Raw genomic sequence first — 13,202 nt, 5'->3', positions numbered from 1 at the left:
GGCAAACTTCAACTTTTCTCTCAGGAAAGCTGTAATAAATTATGTTTCGCCAATCTAACTAATTAAAGTCATCGCAAATTAAAAATTGACTAATAAAGCCTGTCTAAACTCTCATCCCAGATTGAAAATCTAAGATAGTATCAGTCTTTTGTTTAGCCAAGTTTTTAGTGATACCAATTATGAGTCTACTGGTAAGCAACTAGCTTCGTCTTCTGTAAAATTAATTACGAATCTTTACTGAGGTTACATTTTCAACTATTCAAAAGCCACTACTAAAATGCTGGCCCCTCAAATAGCACTAAAGCCAAAATAAAATCAGTAATAAAAATTGACACCCAAGTGGTCACAACTGCTATAGTTGCTGATTCTCCCACTTCTTTAGCTCCGCCGATAGTAGTTAGTCCCCAACTACAACCATTCACCGCCACTAAAATCCCAAAAATAAATCCTTTCAACAAAATAGTCAATAAATCTGACGGCTCTAAAAAAGTTCTGACAGATTCTAAAAATACTTCGGGAAGCACTTGGTAAAACTGAGCGGCGGCAAACACACCACCAAAAATACCCGTAATAATGGCAAAAATCATCATTATCGGCATCATTAAAGTGCAAGCTATGACTCTGGGAAGTACTAGATAATCTATAGGATCAGTTTTGAGCATATATAATGCATCAATTTGCTCTGTCACTCTCATTGCTCCTAATTCTGCGGCAAAAGCAGACCCTACTTGTCCAGCAATAATACTAGCTGTCAAAATTGGTGCTAGTTCTCGACAAAAGGCTAATGCAAAAGCTCCTCCCACTGCACTAGCAGCACCAAATTGGACTAATTCTCTAGCTGTTTGAATGGTGAAAATCATACCTGCAAAACCGCTGACTAGTAGGACTGGAGATAAAGAACCAGGGCCAACCTTCACCATGTGTTCTAAAACTTTGCGGTAGTAGGTTTTTCCTTGGAGTATGTGCAGCCATACTTGACCAAAGAGTAACAATGCGGCGCAACAACGCAATAAAAAATTATCTTTTGATACCAATTTTATCTCCCTTAAGACTGATTTTTTTGCATCTCAAAATCTTAGGCCATAAAACCACAGAAAGATACTTTTTTGCTTGTTAACTACCTTTAAGTAGATTATTGGGACGGATATAATCGCTAGGATTAATAAATTTTTATCAATTTATAATTTACCAATTTAAATTTAAAAAGAGCTTTTTTTACTTGGCGATATCTCTGCTAAATCGCAGTTTTATATGGATAATGAACTTATGATTTCGGCAAAATTCTGCATTTAAAAGGAATTTCCTAGGGTTTTCAGCAACTATACAACTATCTTAGGTATGAAATTATAGACAGGAAAAAATCACCTTTAGCTAGTTGTTGAACTGAAGTAAATTTTGAAATACTTAGTTGTAGATATGCTGTTGTTTTGAAATTTTAATTATTACTAAATGTTATGTCGCAGGATAGTTAAAATTACAAATCTCCGTAATAAAAATAGGAGTATATGGTCATTTGCCGAAATACGCATATAGTTTTCAAAATAACGCTGAAAGCTGACTAGAAAGTAGCTTGCTTTTCAGAAAGTATGTTGATTTTCAATATTTCTACCTAACTTTGTCTGGAGGAAAATTTCATGGGTAGTCTGTTTCGTTGGTCTTTAATACATACAACTTTGCTGGCTTTAGGAGTAACAACTGCTACAATCAGTCCGCTAGTAGTGGCGACCCCAACTTTGGCTCAAACGACGGTTCCATCTACAACACCCACTACAGAACCCAATGCAACCCCAACTACAGATCCAAATACTACTCCGTCTGTAAGTCCTACGGCAGCGACAAATTTTTCGGATGTTGGCACAGATTACTGGAGTAGCCCGTTTATTCAAGCACTGGCAACCAGAAATGTGATTACTGGATTTCCTGATGGGACGTTTAGGCCAAACCAAGCTGTAACTCGTGCCGAATTTGCAGCCATGATTCAAAAGGCTTTTAACCAAAATCCAGTGCGACAACTTAGTGCCAATGGATTTACCGATGTACCTGCTAATTATTGGGCTACTTCTGCGATTCAAGAAGCCTACGAAACAGGTTTTATGGCAGGTTATCCAGATAATACGTTTCGTCCCAATCAGCAAATTCCCAAAGTTCAGGCGATCGCAGCTATATCTAGTGGTTTAAATTTAAGTACTAGCAATTCTGCATCAGATATTCTGAATAATTATTACACAGATGCTTCGACAATTCCTAGCTATGCAGTCAATAATGTAGCTGCCGCCACTGAAGCTAACATTGTTGTTAACTATCCCAACGTTAAACAACTTAATCCTGAAGCACCTTTAACTCGTGCGGAAGCCGCAGCGTTGTTATATCAAGCTTTAGTCAGACAGGGACAAGCACAACCTTTGGCGAGCAATCTTCCGGCTAGCCAATATGTTGTAGCAGCTAGCAATACTGGTACAACTCCCACTGGTAATGATATCGTTTCGATCGCTGCGTCTAGTAATTCTTTTACTACCTTAACTACTTTACTGAAAACTGCTGGATTAGCTGAAACTCTGCAACAACCAGGCCCCTACACAGTATTTGCACCCACAGATCAGGCATTTGCCGCTTTGCCTGCTGGAACTGTACAGCAACTACAACAACCAGAAAATAGAGAACTATTGCTGAAAATTCTCAGATATCATGTGGTTCCAGGACAATTAACTACTAGTCAATTGTCATCAGGAGAACTAAAAACCAGCGAAGATACACCTGTAAATATCAAAGTTAATAGTGCTAATAACCAAATTGCCGTTAACGATGCCACTGTAATTCAACCAAATGTTCAAGCGAGCAATGGTGTAATTCATGTCATCAACGAAGTTTTGATTCCACCCAATTTGAATGTAAGTCAACAACCTGGAAACAACAATACTCCTGGAGGAACTACTGATGTTGATCCTGGTAGAGCTACTCGTGGTGGTTCTAGTTATGTTGGAGTTGCTGGCAATATTGGTTTAGGTGGTGATTCCGCTTTAAGCGAAGGAAACATTGCCGTCATTAGCAAACTTGGATTAACTCGGACTATATCAGTACGCCCTTCGGCTGTATTTGGTGATGATACTGTAGTTTTAGTCCCGATAACTTTAGATTTTGCTCCTCGTCCCGTCAATCCTACAGGTAATCAACGTTTCCCTGTCTCACCTTATGTAGGTGCTGGTGTAGCTATCGAAACTAGCAATGATGCTGATGTCGGATTCCTATTAACTGGTGGTGTTGATGTTCCTTTAGGCTCTCGCTTTACTTTGAATGGTGCTGTCAATGCCGCTTTCTTAGATGATACTGATGTTGGCTTAATGTTAGGTGTAGGTTACAACTTCTAAGTTGGGCTAATAAAAACAGACGCGAGCGATCGCGTCTGTTTGATGAGAAAATTACTACTTCTGTAGGTTACTTTTGATTCGCCTATTCTTTATTTCCTAGCGTCCCACACCAACATATTGGAAACCTGCTCTGACCAATGTTTCGGGATCAAGGAAGTTACGCCCATCGATGATGACAGGGTTGTTCATCAATTTCGCCATTTTGCCATAGTCTAAGGTGCTAAATTGATGCCATTCGGTAACAAGTACTAAAGCATCACAGCTATCAGCTAGTCTTTCTGCGTCAGTTTCTACTAGTACACCAGAAAGACCATGACGCATTCCTGTTTGAGAAATAATTGGGTCGTAGGCTTTGACTTTGGCTCCTAAGCGGTTGAGTTGCTCAATTAAGTTGAGTGCAGGAGCATCACGCAAGTCATCGGTATCGGGTTTAAATGTCAGACCGAGTAGACCAACAGTTTTACCTTTAAGGATTTTGAGAACTTGTTGAAGTTTTTCTAAAGCAATTAAACGCTGACGTTCGTTAACGCTCACCGCTGATTTGAGTAATTGTGCTTCATAACCATAGTCATCAGCAGTGTGGATTAAAGCGGAAACGTCTTTGGGGAAACAGGAACCACCCCAACCAATACCAGCTTGTAAGAATTTGTTCCCGATACGGGAGTCTAAACCGATACCTTTAGCAACTTGAGTGACATCCGCACCCACGCGATCGCAGATGTTAGCAACTTCGTTAATAAAACTAATTTTGGTTGCTAAGAAAGCGTTAGCAGCGTATTTGATCATTTCGGCTGAACTGAGGTCTGTAACTAGTACAGGTACGGGTGGTAAAGATTTATCAGCAGCGAATTTGCGCTCCACAATTGGGGCATAAAGTTCTTTCATCATTTCAACTGCTCTGGGGCTGTTACCACCGAGAACGATGCGATCAGGGTTGAAGGTGTCATACACTGCTGAACCTTCACGCAAGAACTCTGGGTTACTAACAACATCAAAATGTGATGCAATTTCTGGCAATTTATCTTCAGCTGGTGCGCCACCTGCTGGTACTAGCACTTTTTGGCGTTCAGCAATGCCATCTAAAACAATCATCCGCACCCAGTCACCAGAGCCGATAGGTACTGTGGATTTGTTAACAATGACTTTATAGCCACCATTGAGATTAGTCCCAATACCACGGGCTACCGCTTCTACATAACGGGTATCGCTCTCGCCAGTTGGTAATGGCGGTGTACCAACAGCAATAAAGAGAATTTCTCCGTGAGCAACTCCAGCCGCGAGGTCAGAAGAAAACTGGATATTACCAGACTGAATTGCCGACTGCATAATGTCCGACAAGCCAGGCTCAAAAATAGGCGATTGCCCAGATTTCATGAGTTTGACTTTTTCTTCATTATTGTCGATGCAAATTACATCATGCCCGATGTGAGCTAAACAAGCACCTGTAACTAAACCAACGTAACCAGTACCAATTACACAAACACGCATTATTTAAACTCCTCGCTTTCTTCGGGTGACTCTTCAAAAGGAAGTTGTCAATATGACATCAGAACCCTATCCATAAACTAGTTATGTATGACAAGCTACAAATAGGGTCAAGCTTGTATTCCAGGTCAGTGCAGTTTTTACTGCTGTGAAAGTTAAATCCTAGGTATCGCCGTTAATGCGATTGTGGAAGTCTTCTACTGTCAGTTTTAACCCTTCTTGTAGAGGAATGGTAGGTTCCCAATTTAACCAAGTTTTTGCTCTGGTAATATCAGGACGACGGCGACGAGGATCGTCTGAAGGTAATGGCTCAAATTTAATTTGAGCATCGGGATTTACCAAATTCTGCACAGCCTGGGCTAATTCTAAGATGGTGTATTCATCAGGATTACCTAAATTGACGGGGCCAGTGAATTCACCATTCATTAACCGCATCAGTCCTTCTACTAGGTCTGATACGTAGCAAAAACTACGAGTTTGCGTTCCTTCTCCGTATACTGTTAACGGAATTCCCCGCAACGCTTGGACAACTAAATTACTGACGACCCGACCATCGTTTTCTAACATTCTTGGGCCGTAGGTATTAAATATGCGCGCTACCCGAATCTCAACTTTATTTTGTCTGTAATAATCAAATGCTAAAGTTTCCGCGATTCTTTTGCCTTCGTCGTAGCAAGAACGTAAACCGATAGTATTAACATTACCCCGATACTCTTCTGTTTGGGGATGAACTTCTGGATCGCCGTAAACTTCACTAGTGGAAGCTAACAAAAACCTTGCTTTCACGCGTTTGGCTAACCCTAACATGTTCAGTGTACCCATAACGTTAGTTTTAACGGTTTTTACTGGGTTGTACTGATAATGTACGGGAGAAGCTGGACAAGCCAAATGGTAAATTTGATCGACTTCTAAACGAATTGGTTCAGTGATATCGTGGCGGATTAACTCAAAGTTGGGATGACCCATCCATTTGAGGATATTACGCTTATGACCAGTATAAAAATTATCTAAACAAATGACTTCATGCCCTTCAGGTATTAATCGGTCAATCAAATGGGAACCAATAAACCCAGCGCCGCCCGTCACCAAAATTCTCATAGTTTTCTTGATATTTTCAAATACTACTAGTGGCTGTTTAGCTTGTTTTTAGAGTACCCAGCCGATACATAAAAATGCAGGGCGAACAGAGCTAATTCAGAATATTTTGCTACAACACTGAACAGCAGAACAATTCATCTAGAAAAATAACAAACCTGATATAAGGGTTGAGCATTTATACGGAAGAATTCATCAAATCTTCAATAAAATCAAGTTTAGTGTAAAAACTCGAAGGTTCAGTTGGACAATCTGATTTTTAAATCAATTTTTAGGGTGTGGGGGTTATCTCAAATCTCAAGTAAATCAGGGATTTTTATTAAACTACAGATTTAGTATTAGAAACCTTTGTCGATGTAAGGCTAATTTGAGTATGTTGTGGTTCTCCCAACATGACAATCGAACATGTCAGTTGTCTGGATAGTTGAGTACCGACATCGCTAATAGCTAAACTCCCAGGAATATTTCGATTGCGTATAAAAGGCAACACTACTAAATCATATAGTCGTGCTGCCTGCAAAATTGCTTGGGTAATATTTTCGTGAGCAATAATTTGAATTTCCGGCGTATTTTGTAAGCCTAAGTGTGCTACTAAACTTAAGAGTTGCGATCGCCTAGCGTCGATTTTACTATAGCTAGTGCGGCGATCGCATACATGTAAAACTGTTACTTGTGCTTGATTAGCATCTGCCAACATTTGGGCAAATTGTACAGATTTGAAGCTCAATGATGTTAAATTTTCGATTGGAACTAAAATCCGCTGAATTTTGTGGGGTGATTCTACAAGACGTGTTACTGCTACCGGACAATGGGCTGCCCAAAGTACACTATCAATGACATTGCCCAGTAACCGCGCTCTGAAGCTATGACGTTGACCCCAACCCATCACTATTAAATTAGCTTTTTGTTCGCGTGCTGCCCGACTAATTCCTAATGCAAAGTCATCATCAATTCTGAGTAGCGGTGTTGCTTGAATTCCTAAATTCTGACTTTGAACTGTAGCTTTTGCTAGTAATCTTTCACTTTGTTGCAGAGATACGTCTAGCTGTGCTGCATCCATCTGCGCCGCAACATGAGCAATATTTAAGGGGATAATTTTCCCTTGGGATTGGCGCGCTAATAATGCTGCTAGTTCAATTAAATTTTGCTGGGTATAAGGGTTATATATAGATACAACGATGGTAAAATTTTTCGGCTTTTCTGCTGTTTTTTGGACAATTAAACTTGAAGTTACAGTTTCTGAAAGGAACGTAGGTGATAAAGATACTGCAAAACGATTAGTAAGTAATAAGCTTAAAGGTGATGTAATTAACATTAAAACTACTACACTGTGCATGACTTCAGTTGATAGCAATCCCGTGCGATATCCAATGAAGGTAGCAGCTAAAGTTGTAGTTACCTGCGGTATGGATAAAGACCACACTGTTAACATTTCTTGCCAGTTATAGCGATAAACTAGTTTGGTTAGTAAAGCTGCTATAAATTTGCTGGCAATTACACCAGTTACAAATAGCACTACTAATTCGACATTGGTGCTACTTCTCACCCAAGCCGACAAATCAACTAATAAACCAATATCAATAAAAAAAATAGGAATAAACAAAAATGTACCAATAAATACTAATTTTTCTTTAATTGGGCTGTCGTCTACTATTTGGTTGATGAGCAAACCAGCTAAAAAAGCTCCAAATATTTTTTCTATTTTCAAGTAGTGAGCTATTAATAATGCGACAAATATAGCTAGCAAAACTAACAATAATTGCTTCCCTTCATTCTCTGGCGATCGCCGCAAAAATTCTTGCCCCGCCCACTCAAATCCTAGTACAATAATGGCGGCATAAATAACAATACGTCCTAATAAAGTCAGTAAATTAGGTAAGTTAAAACCCAATGGCAAACTACTGACACAAACAGCCAATACTACAAGAGTACTGATATCAGTGAGTATATTAGCGCTGATAGTAGCACTGATAGCTTGATTATTAGTAACTCCTAAACGGCTAAGAATGGGATATGCCAAAAGAGTATAGGAAGAAAATAAACATCCCATCAATATAGATGTATTCCAGCCAAAATTAAAAATTCTGCCTAAAAAAACTGCCAGGATACATGGTATCAAAAAAGTCAGGCTCGCAAATCCTAAAGAACGCTTTTTCTGTTGATGGAATTGTTTGATATCTTGTTCTAAACCGGCTATGAACATTAAATAAACTAAACCAATTTCAGATAGCAGGTGAATTACTGGTAACTGCGTCTGAAATAAATTCCAGCCTGACGGGCCAAGCACTAACCCAGCAAATACTAAACCCACTAATCCTGGTAGTCTGAGTCGCTCAAACAGGACGGGTACAACTAAAATAACCAAGAGTAAAACTGCAAAGGGAACAACTTGCTCTTGAGCGAGAACTTGAGAGGTGAGTTCTAGACCAAGAACTTGTGATACTAGTTCCATAGATGAGGTCTTAAATAGAGCGATGATTAAATAGCGATCGCCCTTAGGGCTATCACGCTAAAAAATGTGCATAAATAAATATAAGAGCTACCCTGATAAATCAGCAAAAGCTTTGATCCTAAACTACCTAGGCAATCGTCTTCCGACGAACTACCTAAGGGTGGATTTGACTTAAAATAAAACGCAAGCGATCGTAGTCATCTTTCAAAAGTACACTCAGCATCCGTCCTGCCTGAACGAGCCATTGTCGGTCAGCTTGACGTAACTGGTAGACATCACGGATAGCAGCTGCGGTTAATGACTCAACAGGCGCACCGTTTACAGACAATAATGTACGTAAAAAATCTAATTCTTCAGTAAATTTAATGATTGCTTCTGCTTCACAACGATAAACAGCTTGATGAATTTGGGGCGGACGCGGTGGTAGATACTGGTAGATTCTAGGAGTGGCAGAAGGATGATCTAAAGGTGGCGTAAAGCCAACAATTGCCGCGCGAAACTCAGTTTTGAGCATGGCAAAAATCTGGGGTTGTTCCTCACGTAAATCTTGTAATGACAACCCCAGTGCTACAGCCCGATGTACAGAATCAATGGGCATAGTAGTAGCATAAGAAACCACAGCATATACTTGATTGCCTGACTCTTCATCCACAGCACAAACCCAACTACCAAACGGTGGCATTGCCGGAAAACTCAAGTCTTCTGGTTCTAAGCACTGTGCCAAAAATTCAGTAGTGTTAGTTTCGATCACCTCCGCAATGTGGTGAGGATGGCGATCGCTAGTTGTAAACTGTGGTAAAGGAAGGCGCATACAATCAAGTTAAAAGGCAAATGCAAAAGGTGGAAGATGAAAGGCAAAAGATATTAATTATTTTTTCTTTTACCTTTTTACTTTTTACTTTCTACTTTTTACGTCCTGCTGTTGTCTCTACAAGTTCCAGTTCAGAAAGGCGAAAGGTAATTAACTTATCCCAGTTGCCACCTTCAAACAATACAGCTACCTTACCATCGCTTACCCGTTGTACGAGTCCTTCATAGCGATAGTACGTATCTGCGGGATTTTTAACACGAACAGTTGCTCCAGGAAGAATCATAATTTTTACCCTTGCTGATCTATATACTTGTCAATGGTTAATACTCCAGAGTCCAAAGTCAATAGTCTAGAGTTAATCGCCCATAGTTTTTATCCTAATAGACCATTGACGATTGACTATTGAATTTTTGCCTGATCAATAATACTTTTGGCGTTGTCGGAAATTTGCTACCGATTCTACTATTCCTAAGGCGATAAAATTAGTCAGCATTGCAGAACGTCCATAACTCATCCAAGGTAGGGGAATGCCTGCTACTGGTGCTAAACCAACTGTCATACCAACGTTCACAATTAACTGAAACACAATCATCGACAACACACCAACTGCTAATAACGAACCAAAGTTGTCCTTGGCTGTTTGAGCTATGTGCAGTAGACGCAAGCAAATTAGGCAAAAAACCAACAAAACTACTAAACAACCAATAAAACCAAATTCTTCCCCTACAGCTGAGAAAATAAAATCTGTATGCTGTTCAGGGACAAAATTTAGTTGGGTCATTGGCCCTTTAAACAAACCCCAACCCCAAACTTCCCCTGCACCTATAGCAATTCGAGATTGAATTAGGTGATAGCCTGCACCAAGGGGATCGTGATCTGGATCAATAAACACGGTGAGACGGTCTTTTTGATACTCTTTTAAAATATGATTCCAGGCAAAAACACCTATTTCACCACCCAGGATATTCAAAATCCAAGCCCCAATTGCACTCAGACCAAACCTTCGCCAAGGTAGTGTTTGCCAGCCGACAATTGCCATTGCAAATGACCAGATTATACCTAACGGCCCTAAAGCTAATTCTTTAAATAAGATGATTGGTTCCTGTAAAGGCCAAGAAATACTAAACAGAATGGCAGAAATTACTGGAGAAATTAGTAAGATTAGCCAACCAGGGTTAGCATTAGCCCAGTACAACATCCCTAAAACAATTGCTCCAAATACCAAGGATGTTGCTAAATCTGGTTGTAAAAATACTAATGCCCAAGGAACAGCAGTAATTAAAAGGGCGCGAAAGACATTATCTAAGGAAGCAGCAGTGCGCTTGTGCAGTAAAGCCGCTAGGGTGATGATGATGCCTATTTTGGCAAATTCTGATGGTTGGACGTTAAAACCAGCCACGCTAATCCAACGCTGTGCGCCTTTAGCACTAGTACCAGCCAACATCACGGCAATCAAGCTCATGTTTGTCAAAGCATATGTCACCCAATGCCACTGAAGCAAATGTTCATAGCGGATACGCGCTAAAAACAAGGCAATGAAAGTGCCAATACCAGCTACTAACCAGTGCCACCACCAATCAGTAACTGGTTGTTTGAGTTCTGTACTTAAAATCATGAGTCCGCCAAAAATACTCACAGCCACAGGCAAACAAAACAATAACCAATCTACTTGCTGCCAAGGCTTAACCCAAGATTTCCAGCGAACTTTGGGAAATGAACGTTTTAATAGCATTGTGCAATTTTAGGCTTAATTATGAGATTTAGAATTTACGACTTAACAAAGAATTCCGAATATAGCAATCTTAATTTAATTTATAAACTACTCATGAAGATAGGAAATGATTTTAGACAATTAGAGAGGGAATTTTACTACTAATTTAGAAATGCTAATTGAGTCAGAGTTGGGTATAAAATTTTTGAGATGGAATCAATAATTATGCTGATTAGCTTTTATTTATTCCTGCTTATTTGTCCCATTACCCGTTTCCTAGTTCTACAAGTGATTTAGACATCAAATTAAAATCGCTATCAAGTCTGCTAGATTGATTCGGCAAATTTTAACTTCTAGCTTTTCAATGCTCCTTAAGATCCATAATCTGTAATTCCTAGGCAACAGCCCAGGAATCAGACAAAAATTCAAATTTTATGCTGTCAATGCCATAACTGATACTTTACCAGCAATAGCCAGGGCGATCGCTTTTAATGCTTGGCCACAAGGCGAATTAGGTTCAGAAACCACAATCGGCACACCACTATCACCACCAACCCTAGTAGAAATCTCTAAAGGTACGCAGCCTAATAACGGCACTCCCAACTCTGTGGCAGTTTTAGAACCGCCACCAGAACCAAAAATATCGTACTGTTTATCTGGCATATCGGGGGGAATAAAGTAGCTCATGTTTTCTACTATTCCCAAAACCGGGACGTTCATTTGCTGAAACATCCGTAATCCTTTGCGCGCATCTAATAAAGCTACCGTTTGTGGTGTGGTGACAATCACGGCTCCAGCCATTGGTACGGCTTGGGTTAAAGTTAACTGGGCATCACCAGTTCCTGGCGGCATATCGACAATTAAATAATCTAGTTCGCCCCATTCCACTTGATAGAGAAATTGACGAATTATGCCGTTTAACATTGGGCCTCGCCAAATTACAGGCTGGTCTCTATCAATCAAAAAGCCCATTGAAACTAATTTGACCCCATGATTAAAGGCTGGTTCTAACACCTCACCTTTTTCTGTAGAACGAACGTTAATTTGAGCATCACCCAAACCTAACATCGTGGGATCGTTGGGGCCGTAAATGTCAGCATCCAACAAGCCAACTTTCGCGCCTGTTTGCGCCAGAGCCACTGCTACGTTAACCGCAACCGTACTTTTACCAACACCGCCTTTGCCACTGGAAATCGCCAAAATATTTTTGACACCAGGAACACCATTGCGTTCACGCAGCGTGCCGGAGGCATCGGGTAAATTTTTTTGCTGAGGCGTTTCTGCCGTAACTTCTACCTTGACTTCTGTCACACCTGGTAGTTTTTTAACAGCTTTTTCACAATCTTCGACAATAAATTCACGTAAGGGACAGGCGGGTGTGGTCAAAACTAAAGTAAAGCTCACCTTGCCACCGTCAATATTAACGTTGCGGATCATATTTAGTTCTACCAGACTCTTGCGGAGTTCTGGGTCTTGTACAGGCCGCAATACTTCTAAGACAGAACGGGAATCAAGGACATTGTACATAGTGTTTTCAGCATTACCGCCGTAAAAAATTTAAGAAATTATTATTCTTACCTAATAGAATCTTAACTTTGTTGGGGAATGGGGAATAGAGGCAAGGGAGTAGGGAGTGGGGAATAGTGAGTGGGGCAGAGGAGAAAATCTCTTGCCCTTGTCTTCCCTGTGTCTTTTTACCCTATTCCCTATTCCCCACACCCCAATATCTAAAAATCAAAACAACTGTTGTCAATAGATTTTTTCTTACCAGCTACAGCCTGTACTGCGGCATTCTCTACAGCTTCTACTAAAGAACGTGCCACCCGATCCGCATAAGGGCGAGATATTGACCAAATTAAAGGCGATAACCAGCCGCGCAGGGTGACAGAATAAGACAAGCAAGTACCACAAACTGTCGATTCAACTTGATAAGTAACTCTTTCTTCTACACCAGGGATTGCTAGAACTCTGACGCTCAAAAGCTCTCTGGGATTGACTCGCTCTACAAAGATGCGGATCGGAAATGGTGAAAAGCGTGTGACAGCTTGATAAATTAATCCTGGTTTGGGTACTAATCCATAGGGGACGTTGGTACTTTTGAGAAGAGGATGCCAAGAAACATCTGTTAAGTCAACCACTTTCTGCCACAGTTCATCTACTGATGCATCACTAATCTCTCGATATGTCCGTACCAGTGAAGCGCAAAACCGACGACGTTTGCGGTGGATGAATTGAGATAACCAACCTCGCATTTGCCTAATCCTCCTCGCTACAGACTTGCTG

10 protein-coding genes are annotated in these 13,202 nt (G+C 40.4%); 1 reads left to right on the top strand and 9 read right to left on the bottom strand.

Annotated features, from left to right (window positions below; genetic code table 11):
* Positions 1–272 precede the first annotated feature (272 nt).
* On the bottom strand, positions 273–1,040 hold the full coding sequence (locus H6G69_RS12185; protein ID WP_190686945.1) for an MlaE family lipid ABC transporter permease subunit: 768 nt from the start codon (positions 1,038–1,040) through the stop codon (positions 273–275).
* 594 nt (positions 1,041–1,634) lie between these two features.
* On the opposite strand from H6G69_RS12185, the gene H6G69_RS12180 reads away from it, so the two are divergent.
* Complete coding sequence (locus tag H6G69_RS12180; RefSeq protein ID WP_190686598.1) at positions 1,635–3,365, top strand: fasciclin domain-containing protein; 1,731 nt, start codon at positions 1,635–1,637, stop codon at positions 3,363–3,365.
* A gap of 96 nt (positions 3,366–3,461) precedes the next feature.
* On the opposite strand, the gene H6G69_RS12175 is transcribed toward H6G69_RS12180, so the two are convergent.
* The 8 genes from H6G69_RS12175 to H6G69_RS12140 form a co-directional block, all read right to left on the bottom strand.
* Positions 3,462–4,853, bottom strand: coding sequence for a UDP-glucose/GDP-mannose dehydrogenase family protein (locus H6G69_RS12175; protein ID WP_190686595.1), 1,392 nt, complete (start codon positions 4,851–4,853; stop codon positions 3,462–3,464).
* A gap of 159 nt (positions 4,854–5,012) precedes the next feature.
* Positions 5,013–5,948, bottom strand: coding sequence for a UDP-glucuronic acid decarboxylase family protein (locus H6G69_RS12170; RefSeq protein WP_190686592.1), 936 nt, complete (start codon positions 5,946–5,948; stop codon positions 5,013–5,015).
* 316 nt (positions 5,949–6,264) lie between these two features.
* Positions 6,265–8,397, bottom strand: a complete 2,133-nt coding sequence (locus H6G69_RS12165; protein ID WP_190686589.1) for a cation:proton antiporter — start codon at positions 8,395–8,397, stop codon at positions 6,265–6,267.
* A gap of 154 nt (positions 8,398–8,551) precedes the next feature.
* A complete protein-coding gene (locus H6G69_RS12160; protein ID WP_190686586.1) occupies positions 8,552–9,208 on the bottom strand; it encodes an HAS-barrel domain-containing protein in 657 nt (218 codons plus the stop codon).
* Positions 9,209–9,299: 91 nt separating this feature from the next.
* Positions 9,300–9,491 (bottom strand): NAD(P)H dehydrogenase subunit NdhS, encoded by a 192-nt coding sequence (locus H6G69_RS12155; protein WP_190686583.1) that lies wholly within the window; start codon positions 9,489–9,491, stop codon positions 9,300–9,302.
* Positions 9,492–9,626: 135 nt separating this feature from the next.
* Positions 9,627–10,940 (bottom strand): rod shape-determining protein RodA, encoded by a 1,314-nt coding sequence (rodA, locus tag H6G69_RS12150; RefSeq protein ID WP_190686569.1) that lies wholly within the window; start codon positions 10,938–10,940, stop codon positions 9,627–9,629.
* A gap of 411 nt (positions 10,941–11,351) precedes the next feature.
* On the bottom strand, positions 11,352–12,446 hold the full coding sequence (locus H6G69_RS12145) for an Mrp/NBP35 family ATP-binding protein (protein WP_190686565.1): 1,095 nt from the start codon (positions 12,444–12,446) through the stop codon (positions 11,352–11,354).
* Between the two features lie 200 nt (positions 12,447–12,646).
* Positions 12,647–13,171 carry an SRPBCC family protein gene (locus H6G69_RS12140; protein ID WP_190686561.1) on the bottom strand — a complete coding sequence of 175 codons (525 nt, stop codon included), beginning with the start codon at positions 13,169–13,171 and terminating at the stop codon, positions 12,647–12,649.
* Positions 13,172–13,202: the final 31 nt, after the last annotated feature.

It is taken from the genome of Nostoc sp. FACHB-110, from assembly GCF_014697425.1.
Lineage (GTDB): Bacteria > Cyanobacteriota > Cyanobacteriia > Cyanobacteriales > Nostocaceae > Nostoc_B.
The sequence above is the reverse complement of the archived record's forward strand: the minus strand, read 5'-3'. Positions and strand labels throughout refer to the sequence as shown.

Coding starts and splice junctions, on each gene's coding strand:
- H6G69_RS12165 (WP_190686589.1), bottom strand. CDS start 8,397: ATGGAACTAGTATCACAAGTTCTTGGTCTAGAACTCACCTCTCAAGTT.
- rodA (WP_190686569.1), bottom strand. CDS start 10,940: ATGCTATTAAAACGTTCATTTCCCAAAGTTCGCTGGAAATCTTGGGTT.
- H6G69_RS12140 (WP_190686561.1), bottom strand. CDS start 13,171: ATGCGAGGTTGGTTATCTCAATTCATCCACCGCAAACGTCGTCGGTTT.
- H6G69_RS12155 (WP_190686583.1), bottom strand. CDS start 9,491: ATGATTCTTCCTGGAGCAACTGTTCGTGTTAAAAATCCCGCAGATACG.
- H6G69_RS12170 (WP_190686592.1), bottom strand. CDS start 5,948: ATGAGAATTTTGGTGACGGGCGGCGCTGGGTTTATTGGTTCCCATTTG.
- H6G69_RS12145 (WP_190686565.1), bottom strand. CDS start 12,446: ATGTACAATGTCCTTGATTCCCGTTCTGTCTTAGAAGTATTGCGGCCT.
- H6G69_RS12160 (WP_190686586.1), bottom strand. CDS start 9,208: ATGCGCCTTCCTTTACCACAGTTTACAACTAGCGATCGCCATCCTCAC.
- H6G69_RS12180 (WP_190686598.1), top strand. CDS start 1,635: ATGGGTAGTCTGTTTCGTTGGTCTTTAATACATACAACTTTGCTGGCT.
- H6G69_RS12175 (WP_190686595.1), bottom strand. CDS start 4,853: ATGCGTGTTTGTGTAATTGGTACTGGTTACGTTGGTTTAGTTACAGGT.